The 21,126-nt window shown below is 40.7% G+C and carries 19 protein-coding genes; 7 read left to right on the top strand and 12 right to left on the bottom strand.

Translation table 11 applies throughout. The features are described 5' to 3' along the window. The first annotated feature begins 42 nt into the window (after positions 1–42). On the top strand, positions 43–537 hold the full coding sequence (locus ACQY77_RS22170) for a hypothetical protein (RefSeq protein WP_421940135.1): 495 nt from the start codon (positions 43–45) through the stop codon (positions 535–537). Between the two features lie 27 nt (positions 538–564). Here the strand turns inward: ACQY77_RS22170 and ACQY77_RS22165 are convergent, their stop codons facing one another. Next, positions 565–822: a hypothetical protein gene (locus ACQY77_RS22165; RefSeq protein WP_421940136.1), complete on the bottom strand. Its 258-nt coding sequence runs from the start codon at positions 820–822 to the stop codon at positions 565–567. Positions 823–908: 86 nt separating this feature from the next. Then, on the bottom strand, positions 909–1,355 hold the full coding sequence (locus ACQY77_RS22160) for an Hsp20/alpha crystallin family protein (RefSeq protein ID WP_421940137.1): 447 nt from the start codon (positions 1,353–1,355) through the stop codon (positions 909–911). Between the two features lie 394 nt (positions 1,356–1,749). On the opposite strand from ACQY77_RS22160, the gene ACQY77_RS22155 reads away from it, so the two are divergent. Beyond that, positions 1,750–1,941 carry a cold-shock protein gene (locus ACQY77_RS22155; protein ID WP_421940138.1) on the top strand — a complete coding sequence of 64 codons (192 nt, stop codon included), beginning with the start codon at positions 1,750–1,752 and terminating at the stop codon, positions 1,939–1,941. A 110-nt stretch (positions 1,942–2,051) separates the two neighbouring features. On the opposite strand, the gene ACQY77_RS22150 is transcribed toward ACQY77_RS22155, so the two are convergent. The 5 genes from ACQY77_RS22150 to ACQY77_RS22130 form a co-directional block, all read right to left on the bottom strand. Beyond that, positions 2,052–4,259 (bottom strand): hypothetical protein, encoded by a 2,208-nt coding sequence (locus ACQY77_RS22150; RefSeq protein WP_421940139.1) that lies wholly within the window; start codon positions 4,257–4,259, stop codon positions 2,052–2,054. 64 nt (positions 4,260–4,323) lie between these two features. Further along, a complete protein-coding gene (locus ACQY77_RS22145) occupies positions 4,324–4,959 on the bottom strand; it encodes a DUF4142 domain-containing protein (RefSeq protein WP_421940140.1) in 636 nt (211 codons plus the stop codon). 111 nt (positions 4,960–5,070) lie between these two features. Beyond that, positions 5,071–5,301, bottom strand: coding sequence for a hypothetical protein (locus ACQY77_RS22140; protein ID WP_421940141.1), 231 nt, complete (start codon positions 5,299–5,301; stop codon positions 5,071–5,073). 21 nt (positions 5,302–5,322) lie between these two features. Next, complete coding sequence (locus ACQY77_RS22135; RefSeq protein WP_421940142.1) at positions 5,323–6,480, bottom strand: zinc-dependent alcohol dehydrogenase; 1,158 nt, start codon at positions 6,478–6,480, stop codon at positions 5,323–5,325. Between the two features lie 124 nt (positions 6,481–6,604). Continuing rightward, entirely contained in the window at positions 6,605–6,793 is a 189-nt protein-coding gene (locus tag ACQY77_RS22130) for a hypothetical protein (protein ID WP_421940143.1), read from the bottom strand. Positions 6,794–7,079: 286 nt separating this feature from the next. On the opposite strand from ACQY77_RS22130, the gene ACQY77_RS22125 reads away from it, so the two are divergent. Both ACQY77_RS22125 and ACQY77_RS22120 read left to right on the top strand, forming a co-directional pair. Next, a complete protein-coding gene (locus ACQY77_RS22125; RefSeq protein WP_421940144.1) occupies positions 7,080–8,612 on the top strand; it encodes an ATP-binding protein in 1,533 nt (510 codons plus the stop codon). Positions 8,613–9,022: 410 nt separating this feature from the next. Further along, complete coding sequence (locus tag ACQY77_RS22120) at positions 9,023–9,484, top strand: low affinity iron permease family protein (RefSeq protein WP_421940145.1); 462 nt, start codon at positions 9,023–9,025, stop codon at positions 9,482–9,484. 185 nt (positions 9,485–9,669) lie between these two features. On the opposite strand, the gene ACQY77_RS22115 is transcribed toward ACQY77_RS22120, so the two are convergent. The 4 genes from ACQY77_RS22115 to hxlB all read right to left on the bottom strand — a co-directional run bounded on the left by ACQY77_RS22115 (position 9,670) and on the right by hxlB (position 12,720). Beyond that, positions 9,670–10,158: a hypothetical protein gene (locus ACQY77_RS22115; protein ID WP_421940146.1), complete on the bottom strand. Its 489-nt coding sequence runs from the start codon at positions 10,156–10,158 to the stop codon at positions 9,670–9,672. Between the two features lie 162 nt (positions 10,159–10,320). Beyond that, positions 10,321–11,157: a helix-turn-helix domain-containing protein gene (locus ACQY77_RS22110; protein ID WP_421940147.1), complete on the bottom strand. Its 837-nt coding sequence runs from the start codon at positions 11,155–11,157 to the stop codon at positions 10,321–10,323. Between the two features lie 290 nt (positions 11,158–11,447). Continuing rightward, positions 11,448–12,080, bottom strand: coding sequence for a 3-hexulose-6-phosphate synthase (gene hxlA / locus ACQY77_RS22105; RefSeq protein ID WP_421940148.1), 633 nt, complete (start codon positions 12,078–12,080; stop codon positions 11,448–11,450). A gap of 34 nt (positions 12,081–12,114) precedes the next feature. Then, a complete protein-coding gene (gene hxlB / locus ACQY77_RS22100; RefSeq protein WP_421940149.1) occupies positions 12,115–12,720 on the bottom strand; it encodes a 6-phospho-3-hexuloisomerase in 606 nt (201 codons plus the stop codon). A gap of 198 nt (positions 12,721–12,918) precedes the next feature. Here hxlB and ACQY77_RS22095 point away from each other — a divergent pair, with 198 nt between their 5' ends. Further along, the gene (locus tag ACQY77_RS22095; protein WP_421940150.1) at positions 12,919–13,776 is read left to right on the top strand and encodes a helix-turn-helix domain-containing protein; all 858 of its coding nucleotides are present in this window, start codon (positions 12,919–12,921) and stop codon (positions 13,774–13,776) included. A gap of 44 nt (positions 13,777–13,820) precedes the next feature. Here the strand turns inward: ACQY77_RS22095 and ACQY77_RS22090 are convergent, their stop codons facing one another. After that, a complete protein-coding gene (locus ACQY77_RS22090) occupies positions 13,821–14,939 on the bottom strand; it encodes a Gfo/Idh/MocA family protein (protein WP_421940151.1) in 1,119 nt (372 codons plus the stop codon). Positions 14,940–15,278: 339 nt separating this feature from the next. Between ACQY77_RS22090 and ACQY77_RS22085 the strand changes: the two genes are divergently transcribed. Together ACQY77_RS22085 and ACQY77_RS22080 are read left to right on the top strand one after the other, a co-directional pair. Next, entirely contained in the window at positions 15,279–17,681 is a 2,403-nt protein-coding gene (locus ACQY77_RS22085; protein WP_421940152.1) for a glycoside hydrolase family 127 protein, read from the top strand. Between the two features lie 306 nt (positions 17,682–17,987). Continuing rightward, the gene (locus ACQY77_RS22080) at positions 17,988–21,125 is read left to right on the top strand and encodes a SusC/RagA family TonB-linked outer membrane protein (protein ID WP_421940153.1); all 3,138 of its coding nucleotides are present in this window, start codon (positions 17,988–17,990) and stop codon (positions 21,123–21,125) included. Position 21,126: the final 1 nt, after the last annotated feature.

The raw sequence follows: 21,126 nt of genomic DNA, 5'->3' as shown, positions 1-21,126 counted from the left end.
AAATGCTATACTTGTATGTAGTTTGCCAATCTGTAAAAACCGATGATCAAATATTTAACTTTTAGCTTTGCTATATCCACAATCTCCTGGGTAATCGGGATTGTTGTAAATGCTATTTTAATCAAATCTCCCTATTATAATCAGAAATTATCAAACCTTAATTTTATCAAAAGTGATCGTTTGAATAAGCTTATTGGAATTGAAATTTTTAAACGCATGATCATTTTCTCCCCGCTCAAATATTTCAATCCTAAGCTTTCGATAAAAAAGCAGGTTAAGGTATCAGAATTGCCTGATCTGCGCCGGGAAATGACTATCGCCGAAATCAGTCATTTAATTGCCTTTGCTTTTGTAATGATATTTGTTATAATTAAACTACTGAATGGCCAATACGCATTTGCACTGGTAATGCTGATCATAAATATATTAATGAACCTGTATCCTTCATTGTTGCAACAGCAAAATAAAAGGAGGATCGATAAATTTAGCAAAATCATGACCCTCCGGGAGGCAGCACCTCATCTTTCAGAGGCTTAAAATGGCTTGAAAGCAGCAGCTTTGGCGCTATCTTTCCAGATTAAGGTGTTTAAATAGTGCTTTGGTGATGATTTTTACATTTTCAGCAAGCTGGGCATAACTGCAGTGTTTCAATGCCATTGGGAAAGGAATTCCGGATTGCTTTTCAACCAGGTCTATGCTGATCACAGATTCAGCCTTAATAACATCGTCGCCTTGCAGTTCCCGGTATACCTCGAGGGCAAATTCCCGGTTATCGCCAAGATTAAAACACCCGTAGCTTTCTATCCCTTTGAGGGTTTTCATATTCAGTGAAATTTCATAGCGTGATTCCATAATGAAAATAAAAGAGCCACCTAATGGCAGCTCTTTGCTTTTGCTGTTCCTGTAAGTTATCTGATCTCAATCTGACGGCTTTGCATTTTTGCTTCCTCTTTTTTGGGGATATCAATGCATAACACGCCTTCCTGATATTTCGCCTCAATTCCCTGAACATCTGCAGAATCAGGCAAAGTAAACGAGCGGACAAAAGAGCTGTAACTAAATTCCCGCTTGTTAAAACTCCGCTCTTGCTGGCTTTCCTGAGCTGATAATTCTACCGAAATATTAAGTAGATTTCTTTCCAGGTTAATGCGAAAATCTTCTTTTCTTAAGCCTGGTGCAGCCAGTTCTACATGATAATGATCCTTACTTTCACTGATGTTGGCGGCAGGTACCCTGCTTACCATTCTGTCTGAAAAGAAAGTGTCATTGAAAATTGAATCGAAAACATCGTTAAAGCCTGTCATCAGGCCATTCTTCTTGTTGGAATTGTCGGAATTAAATTTAACCAGTGTCATAGGTCTGTCCTCCTTAAAAAATTGATTTAATGATTAAAACTTATAAATTAATTAAACTCTCGAACGTTGCGTTCAGCAAAACCTACTCAACCGCTGTGCCAATAGCAAAAAGGGCTGTTTTTCTGAAAATTTTGCACTGTTAAAATGAAAAAATAACAGTGAGAATGTCAAAAATTCAGTTTGAATGCCTGAAATATTGATTTGGTTAGCATTAAAGCCTTATCACGCGCTCCTTTCCATTAATCTTCATTTTACAGCCAACCAGGATTGCAAAGAATCGCTACAATCGTGGCGCTTGAAAAGTAAGTAATTATCCAGAGATGCGTGAGACAAACATAACTTTTTGATTATCAATTAATTTTACTATATTTACAGGATAAATAAATAAAATATAATGCAACAAGGAACAGTAAAATTTTTCAATGAGACCAAAGGTTTTGGATTCATCGTACCCGGTAATGGTGATGCAGAACTTTTCGTCCACGTATCTGGCCTATTGGACAATATTCGTGAGAATGATTCAGTAAGTTATGATGTAGAAGAGGGCAGAAAAGGCCTAAACGCAATTAATGTAAAGCTAGCATAATAACAACCTTCATAAATTGTAGAACATCTACCTTTTGGTAGATGTTTTTTTTTGCCCTTGTTTAGATAATAACCCGGATGTAAATCAGAGTGTGCTGTGTGATAATTAACTTATTTAGCCTTTTTCCAGCTTAATGACACTTTACTATTACCCGCAATAAATGCTTCAAGATCTGTTTTTCGATCATAGCAGGCTTGCAGTTGTCCAGCGGAGAGTGTAAAACTATACCTGGTATCCATTTTCTCATCGCTATCCGGAACAACCCGGAGACGTGCCTCGGTTTGAACATCTCCTTGTAAATGGAAACTGACCTTTCTACCTGATCGCCGGATACCGCCTATCGGGACATCACAAAAAACGAGAAAACTTTCTTCCTTAATCCGGATGAAATGTCTGGGAAGAATACCAAAAGCGTTCCCTGCACCATATACCTCTTGCCCAACGGCTCCACTTTTCTCTACCCCATCATGAAGATCTTCAAGTGCAATCCACAAACTGCGGTCTACTTCGCCCATTTTTACCTCTTCAGAAATCATTTGTTCAGGGAGCATTGGAGGGTAATAGAATGGTGCGCGGTTAACCAGGTAACGGATATATTCACTGCAGAGCAGTCTTAAACTTTCCGGAATTGCGACCCCTTCGGCATGCTGGAGATAATCGTGGAGTGCACAAAAAACCTCCTGTTCTTCATAAGCGGCGGTGTAAGGTGCGTCAGTTAGTGGAAAAAGGGCAAAGAAGGTTGGAAAGTGTTTTCCAAAGCCATAATTACAATCCCAAAGCTGTACATTTTGGAAAATTGAAGCCAGGCAGGCATAGCTCAAATCCAGGTATTGCTCCCTGCCTGTAATTTTGTAAAGGCGGAGCATAGCGCCGGCAGCAAATGCCGTATTGTTGGCCTGGTACATTAATTTGAAGCCCTTTTTCTGAAATTTTCTGGCAGCCATTTCTGCTTCCTGAAGATATTTCTTGTTTTCGGTGAGGGCATAAGCCTGAAGCATCACATGGGTGTATAGACCGGGTACATCTACTTCGCCTCCCTTTCCGGGCGAGGTTTCCGCCTTAACCACCTCAAGGGTATCAAGCTTATAGAATACCGGCCACTCATATTTAAAATGCCGGGCTACTTTTATGGCGAAGTCCAGTGAATTAAGAAAAAGCGTATGTGCTATTTTATCCCCCTTAAGGGCAAGTCTGGATAAATTGAGTAAGGGGTGATGAAGATACCAGGAATCCATTACCATTGGATGTTTCTGTTCCTCTTCTCCTTTGAGCTTATCTGCAGCAGCAGGATGCCAACGTACTATCGTACCTAGCTTAGGGTCGTAAAATGCAGCGAGCCCCTTCTTGATTTCTTTCATCACCGGCAGATACTTGCCACTCCATTCAACGTAATCCAGCAGGGGGAGCAAAACGGCAAGCTGAACCATAATTTCAGGAGGAGTTTCATAGTCGCTCACATAAGCATTGAAATATCGATTACCATCCAGCTGCGACCAACAGCCCGGACTTTCTGTCAAATCCTTTAAACCTTTCTCTACGATAGTTGGCCAGTGCCGATAGGTTGTTTGTGGCTTAGGTAGTTTCCTGTATATCGTTGCGAGCATATCAAGATAATCTATACTGAGCATATCAGCACCGCCGGGATTGGATTTGATACACACAAAAGCATCGCTGATAACCACTTCGGTCCCCGCGTCCATTACCTGACTTGGCGCTGCTGGCAAGGAAAGGCCAATCTCAGGCAAATCTCCTCCCACCACTTCAGAAAGTGAAGTTCCGGTATACTCACAATAAGTTGACAGGGCAGTAAGGTTTTGAAAGTAAAGTACGCGCATATTAAGGTCAGGCAAGCTGAAATAAAGCAGGCCGGATCGGGTCCCCTCCTGCCTGTGGTGTATTTCGCCAGCCTGATGATGAGTAAATCTGGCGCGATCTACAGTGAGGATATCGCGTGGCCAAAAGGGAAATGTGGTTTTGGCCTTAACTTTCAGTTTACAAGTTGTCCTGAGAACAAAAAACGGTTGCTCCCCGAAAGTGATCAGGCAACTAAAATCACCTACAATTGCTTTTGCATTAATCCTGACCCCTCCTTTTTCTGCCTTGTAGCGTATTTCACTCAGTGAACCATTGCCCGAAGAAAATGCCCTAAAAAATAGCGGTGTTTCATTTTTTTGCTTATTCCAAACGGATATCCATATGGCATCAGTTATGCTGAAGATTTTCAGTGTAATATCCCCAATTTGACACTGGTGGATAATTTCTCCGGGCAGCTTAAAGGACGCAATAGCAGAAAGCGCCCATGATGATAGTCCACTCATAAGATCTATTCCTTTATTGACTTTTAAAGTTAAATTTGAAACTACCCTTTAGCGGGTAAACTGCTTAATGTTTCATGGTCTTCTTGTCGCTCAGCTTAAGGGGATCATCACCCTGGTTACGTTTATGTGCTGTTATCTTGCTTTCCAAATCCCTGGCCATTTTAAAATGATGATCCAGTATTGGAAGGTTGTTTTTAGCAAATGTGGCAATTTCGGCATCTTTTGATGCAGATGCCCGGTTAAAAAGATCAATTGCTTTTTCATGATCTGTTACCATTAAATGGGCATAATATTCATTTCGCCCATCGTTTTTGAAGGCATCGATCTTTTTAATCACTTCGATCTGACTGGAGGGAAGTTCTTCAGGAAGATGCACACCTTTGGTGCGGGCTAAATCTGTTAGTTTCTGATTAAGTTTACCATGATCTGCAACCATATCCCTCGCAAACTGCTTAACAGATGAGTCCTGACTGGCAATTAGCATTCGTGATGCGGCCTCTACCTCAGTCATTCCGCTTATAGCTGCTTTTTTAAAGAAAGCTATATCAGCCGTATCTAAGGCTTTACTGTGGTCATCCGCTACATGAAGTAACGTATCACGGCTGAGACTATCATTGTTCTGTTCCGTCTTTTTATCTCCCGTGTTGCAAGCCCCCAATAAGAACAGGAATGTTGCAAATGCGTATTGGTATGTTTTCATCTCTTTTACTTGGTGAACACTGCAAGCAGCGTAAAGGTTTGTATTATTTTAGCCAGGTGTCATGTACCATCGTTTAAAATGGTGAATTGTATCGAAGGGCGGCATCAGGCGCTAACCTTCGGCCTCTTCATCACGGTCATCAATAAAACCTCCTACTTCATCTATCAGGTCCTGATCTGCATGATCTTCAATCAAATACCATTTCCCGTCTTTCTTATTTAATTTTCCCAGCACTACGCCATCTATCATTAACAAGTAAGGTTCATCTGGCTGATATTGCATTAATGTGAAAGTATGTTCCTGATGTTTGGAGTCTTTACTCCGATAAGCAAGTTCTAACATATAATTTCTGATTTAAAACATTTAAGGTTTGAGTACAACTTTCACACAATCATCTGTTTTTTCATCAAACATTTTATAGGCATGCTCAGCCTCATCCAGTGGAAGTGTATGGGTAATAATATCATCCAGCACAACTTTTCTTTCTTCTACCAGGCCAATAAGTTTATCAATATAGTTCAATACCGGAGCCTGTCCTTGTTTGATGGTTATCCCTTTATCAAAAATCCTGTATAGGGGAAAGTTATCGTATGGTGAGCCGTAAACACCCATAATAGAAACTGTACCCATTCTTCTAACCGCCTCAAAACACATATCAAGTACTTTCATAGAGCCTTTTTCGAAATTAAATGTGGCTTTAACCTTATCCATTAAGGAGCGCTCGGGTTCAAATCCAACTGCATCTACACATACATCAGCCCCGCGGCCGTTTGTCATTTCGCGGATAGCGGCCACAACATCTACCTGGTGTGGATTAAGGGTTTCGACTTTATTTACCATACGGGCTTTTTCTAATCTGTAATCCAGCGGATCAATGGCTATAACCCTTCCTGCACCGTTAATCCATGCTGCTTTTTGTGCCATCAGGCCTACCGGCCCAGATCCAAATATGGCTACTGTTTCGCCACCTTTAAGCTGCGCCCAATCTATAGCAGACCAGCCAGTTGGAAAAATATCAGTTAAAAAGAGTGCCTGTTCATCACTGAGTTCTTCAGGAACAATCCTGGGGCTTACATCTGCGTATGGCACCCGCACATACTGCGCCTGGCCGCCAGAGTATCCGCCGTAAAGATCGGTATAGCCAAAAAGTGCCGCGCCTTTCTGGTCTGCAACGTTCCCGGCAGGTCCGTAATTTTTATAGTTGGAATTTTCACAGGCTGGTGAGGCTTCATGTGTACAGAAGAAACACTTTCCACAAGAAATCGGAAAAGGAACAACTACCCGATCTCCTTTTTTGAGATTAGTAATCGCTGAGCCTACTTCTTCAACAATGCCCATAAATTCATGCCCCATAATCATGGGGTCTTTTTGTGGAACTGCACCACTTAGGATGTGCAGGTCTGAGCCACAAATAGCTGTTGAAGTTACCCTTAAAATAACATCCCTCGGATCAATAATTGCCGGATCCGGAACGGTGTCTACACGGATATCTCCGGGCTTGTGAAATACTGCTGCTTTCATAGTTACTTGTTTAAGATCAATGCTCGGTCCTCTTATTCAACCCCGTTTTTTGATGCCTGGTTTGTAATAAGCTAAACATGTAAGCTCTAAAGCATAGTTAACCTCCAGAATAAGGTTTAAAGGATTAATATTTCCGCATCGTATCTTCCGGATTTACCCGCTTGGTTTCTTTAATGGAATCTTTGGATGTTTTCACAGTATCTTTTAAATCTTTATGAATATTGCCTTTGCCCTTTTCTGTAGGATTTTGACAGGCAAATAATGCAGCTGCAATGAAGGCAGCAATAATGAAAAAGGTGAATATCGTTCTCATGGCTAATGGTTTTATTTATATTAAAATCCTTTTAAATAAATAAAGTTTTAAAATTGAGCAGAATTGAAGCATTTAGATATCCTTATTGAGGCCCAATCTGATAAGAGAAAGTTACGGAAATATTGTGTCACGGAATTTACAACAAGCTGCTGGTCAGCAAGAAACAGGAAATAAAGTTTACCTCTTTTGAAGCTAAGCACTTTGCAATGTCTGTACCCCGTAAATTTTTTCTGTCTTAAAACTTTTTTAATCCTTATCGCATTATATCAATTTACTAAATTTGTACATGGGCGATAACAGCGGCAATTCGATTGACCTTGATGAGAATAGCTTTTTAAGCGAAAAATGCGATACTAATGATCATAGTGACGACCATCTTTCGTCACTTCTCCTCTTAAATGCATTACCGCAGCAGGTTTGGACTGCCGACGAAACCGGAGCAATTACTTACGTGAATAAGATGATTTGCCATGACTTCGGCTTTAATCAGGAAACCATTATTGCTCATGGCTGGCAATCATTTGTCCATCCCGAGGACCTGCCGGAAAGTATAAGCCGTTGGCAAGAGGCACTTCATTCTGGAAAGGATTATACAACGGAATTTCGTTTACGTTTTGCCGATGGTCATTATTACTGGCACCTGGCCAGGGCTGTAGGTATTAAACGTGATGGCAAACCCAACATATGGGTGGGTACAAACACGAACATACACGACCAGAAAAATAACGAGCAACGTAAAGATGAGTTTATATCAATTGCCAGTCATGAACTTAAAACGCCGCTCACAACCATCAAGGGTTATAACCAGCTCATGTTACGCCAGGTATCAGAAGGTAAAATAAAGGCACTTTTAGAACGTTCTGCCGGTCAGGTAGACCGACTGGAAAAACTCATTAAAGATTTGCTGGATGTAAGCAAAATCAATGCTGGAAAACTGCTCTTTAACTATGAAAGTTTTGACTTTTCGGAAATGCTGCATCAAACTATTGCAGGAATGCAAGCCATATTCCCCAGTCACCTTATTAAACTTGAAACTGATATCCAGTTAGCTTATAATGGAGACCGATACAGACTGGAACAGGTGCTGCAAAATTTTCTTTCCAATGCCATTAAATATTCGCCAGGGGCAGACACCGTTAATGTTACAGCCAGCCTCGCTGATGGGAACATAATCGTTTCGGTAAAAGACGATGGTATTGGCATTGCAGCGGAAAACCTGGGTAAACTTTTTGAACGCTATTACAGGGCTGATAACTCTTCGTCCAGATTTGATGGACTTGGTCTTGGGCTATTTATCTCCGCAGAGATTATTAAACGCCACTCTGGCAGCTTCTGGATTGATAGTGAGCCTGGAAAAGGCTCCACCTTTTCTTTTAAATTACCTGTAGATCCACAGTTACAAATTGAAGCAGAGATCCGTACTGAAAGCTATTATAAAGACCGCTATATCCGTATTTATTGTCCAAAGGAAAGCGAAATCATGCATGTAGAATGGACAGGATATCAGGATATGCGCTCGGTGAAACATGGTGGTTCATTAATGATCGATTACCTGCGAAAAAACAGTCGTTCTAAAGTTTTTAATGACAATAGATTAGTGCCGGGAACCTGGTCTGAAGCCTCAGACTGGGCGGCCGAAGTATGGTTACCACTCATGGAACTTGCCGGACTCCGTTTCTTTGCATGGATATTATCGCCAAGTGCCTTTAGTCAGCTGTCGGCAAGAAAAAGTGTAGATAACAAAAATAAATCCGCTGAAATATCATTTTTCAACAGTGCAGAAGAGGGCATGGATTGGCTGGAAAAACAAGCATTATAATTCATAAATGCGGAGATATTTTCTGCAATTATTTACAGGATTACTACGCATGAAGCCGCAAATTTTAGTTCATGCGGAGCGGCAGCCAACTTCCAGTATCAGTAATGTAATTGATCAGCATTAATTGTAGCCAGGCTACCTGCATTGTTTACGAAAGCAACTGGCTTCTATCGCATCAAAGCCCCCTACTGATTTACCAATCCCTTATATTTCTCAAAAATTCAAAACCATGACCTTCTATTAAGGGTTCATACCTTATAAAAACTAAAAAATGAATTACACAATGGCTTGATGTCTGGTTCGTTTTCAATACATCTTTTATAAGAGCAACTGCTTAACATTGCATCATTACCGAAACACCGAAGGACATCACCAGAAATTTGATTACTGCCATAATTAAAAAAAGCACCATGAAAAAACATAACCTTTTTGAGCGCATCTCTGATAAAATAACCTGTTGGACGGGTAGCCCCGCTGCATTTGCAATCGCATTCGCAATTATCATTGTTTGGGGAATATGCGGACCTGTTTTCGGCTACTCAGATACCTGGCAGCTGGTAATTAATACAGGCACAACTATTATTACTTTCTTAATGGTCTTTCTCATCCAGAAAACGCAGAATAAAGATTCAAAAGCTATCCAACTTAAACTCAATGAGCTTTTAGCGGCAAGCAGGCATGCGAGCAACAGGATGGTTGACATTGAGGACCTGAGTGAAGCAGAGCTGGACGTATTGCACAAATATTACCAGAAGCTCTCTGATGTAGCTGAAGAGGATGAAGACATCCATAAATCTCATTCTATTGATTCAGCTGAAAAGCTTTCTGAAAAAAAATCTGCTGATCATGCCCGATTGGGTGCAAAAAAATAGCCTGAGGCAGCGAACCGTAATCGCTTTAAACCTTTCTTGTAACCCATGCGGGATGCATCATGAAATGGAATAAACAAGAGCCAAAAAAATGGGGCGAGATCTTCTAAAAAGACCTCGCCCCACTGAACTGCAATCACTATACGTAATTCAAGCCTTGTAATAAACGAAGTTATTCAAATCAGGCTTTATGCTGACTTGTTTATTTTCTTTTGTTTTATAAATTGAAAAACTGAACCTGCTACAAACAGCATGAAAAGGACAAGAAGAGTCTGAGCAATAATTGGGTCTGTAGGCGCTTTAGCCAGGGGATGCCCCAGAGGAATACGGGTAAAGGTTTCATTAACGGTAGGAATCAATGATAAGAAAAAACTAAAAGAAAGCAGGAAGTTTTCAAAAAAACGTGCCCTGTTATTTCCTTTCTTCTTGCTGTAAAGAAAATATGCTACCAGTATTAGAAGTACAATAAAAATAGCAAAGATATGCCCGGGGTTAAATCCACCCTTCTTTGATAAGCCTAATGCCGTAAGTGAAGCAATAAGCGTAAAATAAAAATAAATTTTGCCTGTAAATTGACTTTGATCAATTCTACCCTTTCTTATAAAGTCAATAACTGCGGCAACAATCGCTATAACACCTATAGCTGTGTGAAAAATTCCTAAACCTGATAGTCCCATTTTTTAAATTTTTAATTTAATTGATGGCACAAAATTGCATTACTAAAAACACAATGGCTTTGCAAATCGGTCCAGTTCTTTGGCGATATTGTTCAAGAATCCTTGATATAGTAGAAAATAGGTGGCGAATTAGCACTTTATGCTAAGAATGCCTATTTAAGATTACTTGGTTCTATAAGCAGTTGGGGTAACATTGTATTTATCATGAAAGCTTTTAGTAAAATTAGCCAGGTCGTTAAACCCGCAATCAAAGGCAACTTCTGTAACCCGTTTATCAGAAAGTAAAAGCAACTCAGCAGCTCTTTCCAGCCTTTTGCTTTTAATGTAATTGGCTGGAGTATCCCTGTATATTTTTTTAAACTCTCTCTTAAATGAAGAAACACTTAAATTGGTCTTTTTTGCCAGGTCATCAACATTAACCTGCGAAAACATATTCGCCTCAATAATATGCTTGAAAGTATAGGTTGCTGGAGAAAAAAGCTGGGAGAGTATAACTTGTATGGTTCCGGCATCTTGTGTTTGTGCTAACAAAAGAATAATTTCCTTCAGCTTCAAGACCAAAATTTCATCGTTTACCAAAGATGGGTTCTCAAAATAAAACAGAAGCCCCTCTATGTATTTTTGAATTAAAAAATCATTGTTGATTTTGCCGCTCAACTGATTGGTAATCCGGTCATTTTTTTGAAATATGAACGGAAGTTCTCTTTCATAAACTTTCTTTAGGATATCCGGATGAAAGGTAACAATAACGATTTCGCCATCACTGCTATTTGTATTATTTAATTGATTACCAGAGTTGCTGCAATTGAGTAATAGTGCATAATTGGTAGGAATATGGATGTGATTATCGTTGAACTTAAATTGCGTCTCACCTTTCAACATATATAAAAAGCAAGCCTGTTCTGCCACCGGAAAAGAAAAGTAAAAAGGTGATTTCAGATCTATTTTTTGAATAAGTGTTTTCCCAAATAAATCTATTTTTTTATAGTCGGTAACCATTAAATTATGCTTATTTTAATAAGTCATATCTTGTTACAGATAACTTGCAAAGGCTCTAAATTAACAACAAAATTATGACTTGACAGGAAGTAGCTAAAACGCAATGCTCATGCCATCCTCATTCAAATATACACATTTCACAATCAACCTGACCAGATGCCGTCTGGCTTCGATAGCAGCCCTGGCTAAAGAATCTCTGAACCGAATACCAGGCGACTCCTGAGACGAAAACATAATTTCTATCAAGCCAAAAAAGAGCTCCATAGAGCTCTTTTCACCTACAATTAACTTTAAACAGCATCTATTGCCTCTCTAAGTGCTTTGGCTGCTGCTGCAGGATCTTCGGCTCCGTAAATAGCGGCTCCGGCAACAGCTACCTGGGCACCGGCTTTGATAACCGCAGCAATATTATTGATGTTCACCCCACCGGCAACAGATACAGGAACTCCTGCTCTTGCCGCCTCATCAATCAATACCTGAATAGAGTAACCGGCAGTCCATTGCTCATCAAGGCCTGCATGCAGTTCTACAAAAGACACTCCTAATTCAGTAACCTCTTGTGCTCTTTTCACTCTGTCCGGATAACCAATTGTATCTACAACAACTCCTTTTCCATGTGCTTTTGCTGCTTTAACCGCCCCAATAATTGTTGCATTTCCTGCTGCCCCCATCACCGTTACCAAATCTGCTCCTGCTTTAAAAGCGATGTCTGCTTCAAGTTCACCTGCATCAGCAGTTTTAAGATCTGCAAATACCAGTTTATCCGGATGCGCATTCTTCATTGCTGTGATAACAGTAGAACCCATGTTTTTAATCAGGGGTGTTCCCAATTCAATAATATCAACGTATGGAGCAACCTTTGCTGCCAATGCCAATGCCTCTTCTGTAGTTAATAAATCTATTGCTACCTGTAATTTTGCCATGATGTTTATTTAATTAATATATGTATGAAAATATTTATTCCAGATTGGCGTGGCGCTGCCAAAGTTCTTCTGCTGTGGTACCCCCTATCTTCCAAAGCGACTGAAAAACCACATCCATTAACAGGAACAAAAACTGTTCGAATAAACTGCCTGCATACTGTTTTGATTTATGTCCATCAAATTCCTGTTTTCCTGCAGCCGGGATAAGTACAGTGTGACCTGCCAATTTAGCCAGTTCGGAAGATGCTGCTGTGGTTAAAGCAATTACATTTGCGCCCGCTAAAATGGCTTTTTCTACTGCTCTCAGTATAGAAGCCGTAGTGCCAGAACCTGATGCCACGAGTAGTAAGTCTCCTTCTCTGATTGCAGGTGTGGTTGTATCACCAACAAAAAAAACGCTGCGTCCAAGATGCATCAACCTCATTGCTGCCGCGCGCATTGCAAAGCCCGAACGACCTGCTGCAATAAGAAAGATCCTTTCTGCATCCTGAATAGCATTAATTAAGGGAATCAGATTCTCTATATCAATCTTTTTCGCCAGCTGGTTGTTTTCCTCTAAAATCAAATCCAGGTTTAGCTGCAGTTCCCAGTTCAGATGTTGAAAATCTAGTTTATCTATGTCTGTTGCCTGTGTTTTCATGTGATCGTTTTACCAGTCCAAAAGTAACGTGAAGTAGCTGTACCTCCTTTACACAAACAGCGCATTTAGTGGTACTTTCAGGAAATTAAATTAACAGAAAGTCATTTTTGTGAGTCGATTTAATCGCCATTTCCGAATTGTCCTCCATAATTATCCATTAATCCCATCTCCCTGATTTTAAGCTCCTATCTTTGTAATATGAATACGGAAAGCACATTGGGATTAGAAAGGGCGGTACTTTACATGCGTAACCTCAGTAACTGCCCCCCGAGTTACCTGAACGATCCGGGCAGAAAGGATTTCTTTGAAATTGTCTGGCTAAAAAATGAAGATCCCTTACATGGAATCGCTGACCCTTCTTTCCGGATCAAAGGTGATTGGGTATATTTAATTCCACCCTACAGGGTACATCAACTTAATAAAGCCGGAAAAAACGGAGCGCTCATTTCCTTTAAGCGATCCATGCTGGAGGAAGAAGATAAGGACTTTTTGCTGGACCTGTTCCGTATATTCAATGTACAGGGCGAGTTTTCATGTTTGAGGCTGGACGAAGGGGCTGCAGCCGACCTTGGAGAAATCTATAAAATGATGGAGAAAGAATATCAGAAAGACAACAATTTTGAGATGATGAAAGCACTGCTGAAGGTGCTTTTACTCAAACTGATATCTGTAAAAGAACTCGAATTTACCGGGCATGACACCCATCAAAAGCGGGTGTATGAATTTTTAATGCTGCTGGAGAGTAATTTTTATACGGTAACCAATATTGATTTTTATGCTGGTAAGCTGGGAATCAGCTCCAAGCGGTTAAATCAAATTCTAAAGGAAAAATTAAATAAAACGGGCACGCAAATTATTCATGACAGAATTATTCTCGAGGCCAAAAGAAAGATCATCCACAGTGAGATAACGATTAAGGAAATTGCTTATGAACTTGGATTTAGCGATCGTCCGTATTTTAGCAGATTTTTTAAAAAACAAACCGGCCAAACCCCAGAGGAGTTTCAAAAAATGGCCCGGGCGCACATTCAATCCAACCTCAATACATTGGTTTAAATGCTCATTTAAAATAAGTAAGCCTGCTTTAAAATCCTGTTTAACTAAGCACTTAATTCGACCTTTTTCCCTGTTTTTGCAGCCTGGTAGATGGCATCAATAATTTTAAGATCTTTCAAACCTTCCTCACCGTTTACAGCAACCACTGGCTTGTGATCTTCAAAAATTATAGCTGCCATTTCATCCATCTGTACTGTTTGATGAGTAGTAATGGGCTGTGTGAGTTCACCTTTATGTGTTCGGCCCCTGATTGGACCATAGCCAGTAGAGGGTTGCATTTCTGCAAATCCCTTGTCGCCGCTCACAAAAAACCTATCCAGGTGATTAATGTTGTAGCTAGACAAACAGGAGGCTACCGCACCACTGGGGAAACCCAATTGAAATTGTATCGTTTCATCTACACCATCTTTGAATTTCACAGGGTCGGTTTTGGTTTCCTGGGCAGTTACCCAAATTGGTTCTTCCCCCACCATATACCTTGCTCCGTTGAGCGCATAAATTCCAATATCCATCATTGATCCTCCGCCGGCAAGCGCTTTATTTAACCGCCATTGGTTAGGATCACCTGCCTTGAATCCACATAATCCCTGAAAAAACATCACCTTACCAAATTCGCCCGCATTTCTCATACGGATCACCTCCAGCGTACGTGGCTCAAAATGCATTCTATAACCAACCAGCAGCATTACATTTGCCTTTTTGCAGGCATCAACCATCTCCTGCCCTTCTTTGGCATTCAATGCCATCGGTTTCTCGCATATAACATGTTTTCCGGCTTTTGCTGCGCGAATAACCTGATTATGGTGCAATGCATTTGGGGTAATGACATAAATTGCATCTATATCCGGATTATTTTTTACCTGATCAAAGTTTTCATAGTTATAGCAATTCTTTTCCGGGATATTATATTTCGTTTGCCAGTCTTTAATTTTTGAGGGTGTACCGCTAATTACACCTACCAGCTTCGCTTTGGTACAGGCTTTCATGGCTTCTGCTACACGGTTACCATATCCACCTAAACCCATGATAGCTACCCGGAGTACCTTACCCTTATAAGGCGGTTCAATTGGGTCGGGAACATTTGCAAACGCTGCTACTGAACCCAATTTCAGCATCAATGCTGATGCACCCATTTTTTGTAGAAAATCTCTTCTGGTATTCATATTTATACTTGGTTATAGTTATGTACAAGTTCAGCAAAATATTTAACAACAAACGTCACTACCTATCCCACAGAACATAATCAATTGATTTACAACACCATAAACAACACACACTTATTGCATTTAGTTTTCGCATTGTCGTTTTCCGCTTAGTCTCTGCCAAAACATTATGGTATGGTGATCTTAGAATCTCCGGTTATGTTAAAATCTTGCTATCACCTGCAAAAAAATAATAATCGTTATATTAACATTTATTATAGTTTAGTAGAATAAATAATCAGCTATAAAACACAGCAGATCCCTACATACAAACTGCATCATAAAGAAACCAAACCAGGCATGAAAAATAAAAGAATAACATTATCGGTATGCTTCACATTACTGATCTCCATAACATTTGATGCTTTGGCGCAACAAAAAGACTATCCAATACAACCAGTAGCCTTTACCAAAGTACATGTGCACGATAATTTCTGGCAACCCAAGATGGAAGTTAACGCTAACATCACCATTCCTTATGTTATAGCACAATGCAAAGCAAATGGAAGAATGGATAACTTCTTAAGGGCTGGAAAAAAGTTAAGCGGAGATAAGATGAGTGAATTTCCCTTCGATGATACTGATGTTTACAAAGCAATAGAAGGTGCATCATATTCCATTCAAAATAAAAAGAACCCAAAACTCGAAGCCTACATCGATACCCTGATTACCATTATTGGGGCAGCACAGGAGCCCGATGGCTATCTCTTTACCTTCAGAACAGTAAATGCAAAAAAACCTCACGAATGGATTGGCGCCAAGCGCTGGGAAAAAGAAGAAATATTAAGTCACGAATTATACAACGCGGGCCATCTTTACGAGGCCGCAGTAGCGCACTATCAGGCCACCGGCAAAAAAAGCCTGCTCAACATTGCCATTAAAAATGCTGATCTGTTAGCTAAAACCTTCGGGCCCGGAAAAATCGAGGAATATCCAGGCCATCAGATTGTAGAAATAGGTCTTTCTAAAATGTATCGCGTTACTGCAAACAAAAAATATTTAGACCTTGCCAAGTTCTTTTTAGATGTGAGAGGCCCGAAAGGCGATCCCTATAACCAGGCGCATAAGCGGGTTGTAGATCAACATGAAGCAGTTGGACATGCTGTACGGGCGGCTTATATGTACACCGGCATGGCCGACATTGCTGCCCTTACAGGCGATACCAAATACCTGTCTGCCATTGATGATATCTGGAGCGATGTAGTTAACAAAAAACTCTACATTACAGGCGGTATTGGTGCAACCGGGGCCGGTGAAGCTTTCGGTGCGGCTTACCAGCTTCCAAACATGTCTGCCTATGCCGAAACTTGCGCAGCCATTGGCAATGTTTATTGGAATGAAAGAATGTTTCTGTTGCATGGTGATTCAAAATATGTGGATGTATTGGAAAGAACCTTGTATAATGGTTTACTATCAGGCGTTTCTTTAAGTGGCGATCGCTTTTTTTATCCCAATCCACTGGCTTCTATGTTTCAGCATCAACGCAGTGCATGGATCAGCTGTGCATGCTGTATCAGTAACATGGCCCGGTTTTTACCTTCATTGCCTGGCTATGTATATGCCCAAAACAAAAACGACCTTTATATTAACTTATTTATGGGCAATACAAGCAAGATTGTGCTGGATGCTACTCCAGTAGAAATTACCCAAAATACCGAATATCCCTGGAAAGGTGCAGTGAATATCAGTGTTAATCCGGAGAAAACTGCCGACTTTACCTTGAGGATCAGAATACCGGGATGGGCCGGAGAAGAGGCATCGCCCGGAGATCTTTATACATTCTTGGCTAAAAAAAATACGCCAATCAGTATCTCTGTTAATGGCAAAAGCACTGCGTTTAGCACAGAAAAAGGTTACGCCGTGTTAAGCAGGAAATGGAAAAAGGGTGATCAGGTTTCTTTAATCCTCCCGATGGAAACGGATAAAGTGATTGCAAACAGCCAGGTAAAGGATGATGCCTCACGATTAGTTTTGGAGCGTGGCCCTATTGTTTACTGCCTTGAAGGACCTGACAACAAAGATAGTCTGGTTCAAAACATCATGATTGATAAAAATGCAATAGCTACCTCACATTATGATGAAAAGCTGTTAAATGGTGTTGGTGTGATCAATATTCCAGGCAAAAGCACAAAACGGCAATTAAACAGCGACAGCCTTTTAGTGGTTGAACAAAATGTTAAAGCTATTCCCTATTATGCCTGGGCAAACCGGGGGCCAAGCGAAATGACGGTTTGGATTCCCTACGAACAATCTGCCGCCCGGCCACAACCAGCACCTACCATTGCCAGTACCAGTAACGTATCTGCATCACTAAAAAACAAGAGAATGTTTTCTGCAATTAAAGATCAGTACGAACCAGCAGATTCAAAAGATACCAACTTCCCCTATCTGCACTGGTGGCCGGCAAAGAATACCAATGAATTTATTCAGTACGATTTTGCTTCGGCGCAAACCATTACCGAATCAAAGGTTTATTGGTACGATGACAGTCCCTGGGGAGGTTGCAGAATTCCTGTGGCTTATAAACTACTGTATAAAAAAGGCGAACAATGGCTTCCGGTTGAAACAACCGGCCCTTATGAAATTAGTAAGGACAAATTTAATATCGTAAAATTTAAACCTGTTAATACGACAGCGTTGCGGATGGAAATCCAACTACCTGCAGAGCACGCAACTGGTGTGCATGAGTGGGCAATTAAATAACTTGTAATAACAGCGCTCTACATCACTGCTCCCTATTTCAATCATTGAGGTAGGGAGTTTTTTTATCAATATCTTCATTACAAAGTACACCGGAGACAGCAATTATTCTGCTTCGGGGTTCCAGCTACCTGTACCGCATTAAGCAGGCTCGAAAATTTACCTCCTCTTCCATATACCGGTCATCCTGAAGGCTCATCGTACTGGTTAAAAAACGATTTGAATTAGGTAAAATCATCTTTATTATCAAGGGTTTACAATGTTAAATTTATAAACGTTAACCTAACATTTAAACTAATAAACTAGCTAATGAATTTTAACCTTACTATGAGGCGTGGTAAGTTATTAGGCATCATCGTGTTCCTGATGATACCCTTTATTACCTTCGCACAAACCAGAATTACCGGAAGGGTAACTGATGGAAAAAACCAGCCCATACCCGGGGCATCTGTTAAACAGAAGGGTACCACAAATGGTACCTCAACAGACACTAAAGGGGCTTATTCGCTTACTTTAAAAGCGGGGTCGAGTACCTTAAGCATTAGTATTGTTGGCTTTAAAACCAAAGAAGTTTCAGCAGCGGGCAAAACAAATATTGATATTGAACTGGTTGAAGATGATAACTCACTGGAGGAAGTTGTTGCCATAGGTTATCAAAATATCCAGAGAAAAAATACCGCCGGTGCCATATCATCAGTAAAGGGAAAAGACTTCGAAAACACCCCTTACTCTACTTTTGATGCTATGCTACAAGGCAGGGTTGCAGGTTTAACTATCCTGAGCACCTCGGGCGAACCAGGCGGAAATAATATTGTAAACATTCGTGGAGCCAGTAACGTGGCCTTAGGGCAGAGCAGCTCTCCCTTGTATGTGATTGATGGGGTAATTTATGATGTAAACGACATCGGATCCGCATATGGAAGCAGTCCCTTACAAGCCATCAACCCTAATGATATTGAATCGGTTGATGTACTTAAAGATGCATCTGCATCTGCCGTTTACGGCGCAAGGGCTGCAAACGGAGTTATCATTGTGAAAACCAAGCGGGCTCAGGTAGGCGCTCCTCCACAAATAAGGGTTGCCAGCTATTTCGGTATTGCCAACAAACCAGCCATGAAACCTATTCAAACCGGAACCGCAGAAAGAAGATTGAAAATGGATCTGCTTTACGGTGGGAACGGCCTTTACACCCGTTTAGGGGATTTGAATATGATGTTAACCGACAGTTTAAATACTGCTTTTAACAACAATACCGATTGGCAGGGTCTATTTCTACAAACAGGTAACATTAACAATGTTGATGCAAGCATAGCCGGCGCTACTGAAAAGTATTCTTACCGGTTTTCCTTCAACCGATATTTTGAAGAAGGGGTAATGAAAGGTTATGATATCAACCGGGTAACACCGAGCTTATTCTTCCAGGTATCGCCAACCAGTAAACTATTGGTGCAAACCAATTTATTTGTGGGCTTAACCAAAGCTAAACATGGCCAGGGCGACCAAAACAAATATCCTTTTACCACCTGGGGATTTCCTTCCTCCTTTTGGAAAATAGGTACTGCAGAAGAAGAATTGTATACTGGAAGATATGAAGAACTCCGCGATGACGATAAAACCACCAGTTTGAATGGAAATACCATGGCACAATACACGATTATTCCTGGCTTAAACTTTAAAAGTACCATCTCGTATAACATATTCAACAACACCAGAAGTTATTTCAAGCCAAGTTTGTTAAGTTCAAGTGGACAAAATGAAGCTTACGGTTGGGTTAACCAAACCAATCGCTGGGAGTTGGAAAACACCCTCAATTATGCCAAATCGCTAAAAAGCGGACATAACTTCAACTTCATTTTACTTCAGGGTATGGAGAAAAATGTGGCCAATAATACTTACAGTAGTAGTGTGGGTAACGCCGATGCGGTTAAAACCGTGGCCGGCATTGCGTCTGGCCCAAACTTATATGCAAGTAATACCATACAGCAACGCTCACGTTTATCCTGGATGGGGAGTTTCGTATATGACTATAAAGGAAAATATTTACTTCAGGCAGTGTACCGCGCTGATGCCTCCTCGAGATATAGTGCAGACAGCCGCTGGGGCTCCTTCCCTTCCGTTTCTGCAGGATGGAATGCTTCAGAAGAAAACTTCTTCAGTCCCGTTAAAAATGTGGTATCTTATTTAAAGTTAAGGGCAAGTTATGGCATTACCGGCAATGATCCTGGCGCTTATTACGCACAGTATCAATCGCTCATTGCCAACGCCAATTACCCAACCTCTGTACTGGGTAACGGTCAGGGTGGTGCTCAAACTACTTACAATGGCACACAGGTACTGTATCCGGATTATTATGGTGCAGCATCTGCAACGTCGATCAGCTGGGAAAGAAGCCCTCAGTTTAATGCCGGAGTAGATTTAGGGCTATTAAAAGACCGGATAACTTTAACAGCCGATTATTACATTCGAGATTCCAAAAGCAAGGTATTTGATGTATCTGTTCCATTAACTACGGGTTATTCCCTAACATCCAATAATTATGTCGATTTGCGCAATACGGGTATTGAATTTACCTTAACCACCCGCAATTTTGCCCCCACTTCAAAATTTCAGTGGATCACCAATTTTAACATTGCCTACAACGATAATTACATTACCAAACTTCCAAACGGAGGTAGAGATTTCACTTTTGGGCCACCATGGCTACAACAAACGCTAAGTGTAGGCGAACCTTTATTTACTTACAAAGTATGGGAAGTAAATGGAATTTACTCCAGAGATACAGATGTTCCTGTTGATCCGAAAACCGGAAGAAGGATTACCCAGTTTGGTGGCAGCCAGTTCAGCGCCGGAGATCCTGCAAGGGTAGATCAGAATGGAGATTATAACATTGACTATAACGACTATATCTCTTACGGAAACCCGAACCCGGATATCACCGGCGGGATGAATAACTCCTTCTCTTATAAAGGATTTTCACTCGATGTTTTGGTAACCTTTATTTCTGGCCGTAGCCTTAGAAATGGCTACCTGTCAGATAAACTTCAGGATGCCGGAACAAATAATCCATATTTCTTATGGGGTCCACGTTCGGGGCCAGCGTCCAACTTTGATGTGTCTGACTTTTGGTCGAAACCTGGCGATATTGCCAAATACCCCGGATTAATAACCAACAATGTAGATAAATGGCACATTGGCCAGAGTATGTACATAGAGGATGCCAGTTTCCTGCGTATCAAAAACATCAGATTGGGTTATACCCTGCCTGAGAAATTCAGCAAAAAAATTGGCATGAGGCTAATCCGCTTCTATGGCGTAATGGATAATGTTAAGGTTTGGTCTAACTCTACAGTACCTGATCCTGAAGCTGTAGCACCAGATGGTTACTCAGGAGGAAATGATTATCCAATCCCTAAAAAATACACTTTCGGCATTGATTTAACCTTTTAAT

The sequence above is a fragment of the Pedobacter sp. genome (genome assembly GCF_965279535.1).
In the GTDB taxonomy this organism is placed as follows: Bacteria; Bacteroidota; Bacteroidia; order Sphingobacteriales; family Sphingobacteriaceae; genus Pedobacter.
This window is presented reverse-complemented; position numbering and strand designations above follow the sequence as displayed.

Bases quoted from the DNA above. Each gene is read 5' to 3' on its own strand.
- ACQY77_RS22170 (WP_421940135.1), top strand. From the start codon at position 43: ATGATCAAATATTTAACTTTTAGCTTTGCTATATCCACAATCTCCTGG.
- ACQY77_RS22165 (WP_421940136.1), bottom strand. From the start codon at position 822: ATGAAAACCCTCAAAGGGATAGAAAGCTACGGGTGTTTTAATCTTGGC.
- ACQY77_RS22160 (WP_421940137.1), bottom strand. From the start codon at position 1,355: ATGACACTGGTTAAATTTAATTCCGACAATTCCAACAAGAAGAATGGC.
- ACQY77_RS22155 (WP_421940138.1), top strand. From the start codon at position 1,750: ATGCAACAAGGAACAGTAAAATTTTTCAATGAGACCAAAGGTTTTGGA.
- ACQY77_RS22150 (WP_421940139.1), bottom strand. From the start codon at position 4,259: ATGAGTGGACTATCATCATGGGCGCTTTCTGCTATTGCGTCCTTTAAG.
- ACQY77_RS22145 (WP_421940140.1), bottom strand. From the start codon at position 4,959: ATGAAAACATACCAATACGCATTTGCAACATTCCTGTTCTTATTGGGG.
- ACQY77_RS22140 (WP_421940141.1), bottom strand. From the start codon at position 5,301: ATGTTAGAACTTGCTTATCGGAGTAAAGACTCCAAACATCAGGAACAT.
- ACQY77_RS22135 (WP_421940142.1), bottom strand. From the start codon at position 6,480: ATGAAAGCAGCAGTATTTCACAAGCCCGGAGATATCCGTGTAGACACC.
- ACQY77_RS22130 (WP_421940143.1), bottom strand. From the start codon at position 6,793: ATGAGAACGATATTCACCTTTTTCATTATTGCTGCCTTCATTGCAGCT.
- ACQY77_RS22125 (WP_421940144.1), top strand. From the start codon at position 7,080: ATGGGCGATAACAGCGGCAATTCGATTGACCTTGATGAGAATAGCTTT.
- ACQY77_RS22120 (WP_421940145.1), top strand. From the start codon at position 9,023: ATGAAAAAACATAACCTTTTTGAGCGCATCTCTGATAAAATAACCTGT.
- ACQY77_RS22115 (WP_421940146.1), bottom strand. From the start codon at position 10,158: ATGGGACTATCAGGTTTAGGAATTTTTCACACAGCTATAGGTGTTATA.
- ACQY77_RS22110 (WP_421940147.1), bottom strand. From the start codon at position 11,157: ATGGTTACCGACTATAAAAAAATAGATTTATTTGGGAAAACACTTATT.
- hxlA (WP_421940148.1), bottom strand. From the start codon at position 12,080: ATGGCAAAATTACAGGTAGCAATAGATTTATTAACTACAGAAGAGGCA.
- hxlB (WP_421940149.1), bottom strand. From the start codon at position 12,720: ATGAAAACACAGGCAACAGACATAGATAAACTAGATTTTCAACATCTG.
- ACQY77_RS22095 (WP_421940150.1), top strand. From the start codon at position 12,919: ATGAATACGGAAAGCACATTGGGATTAGAAAGGGCGGTACTTTACATG.
- ACQY77_RS22090 (WP_421940151.1), bottom strand. From the start codon at position 14,939: ATGAATACCAGAAGAGATTTTCTACAAAAAATGGGTGCATCAGCATTG.
- ACQY77_RS22085 (WP_421940152.1), top strand. From the start codon at position 15,279: ATGAAAAATAAAAGAATAACATTATCGGTATGCTTCACATTACTGATC.
- ACQY77_RS22080 (WP_421940153.1), top strand. From the start codon at position 17,988: ATGAATTTTAACCTTACTATGAGGCGTGGTAAGTTATTAGGCATCATC.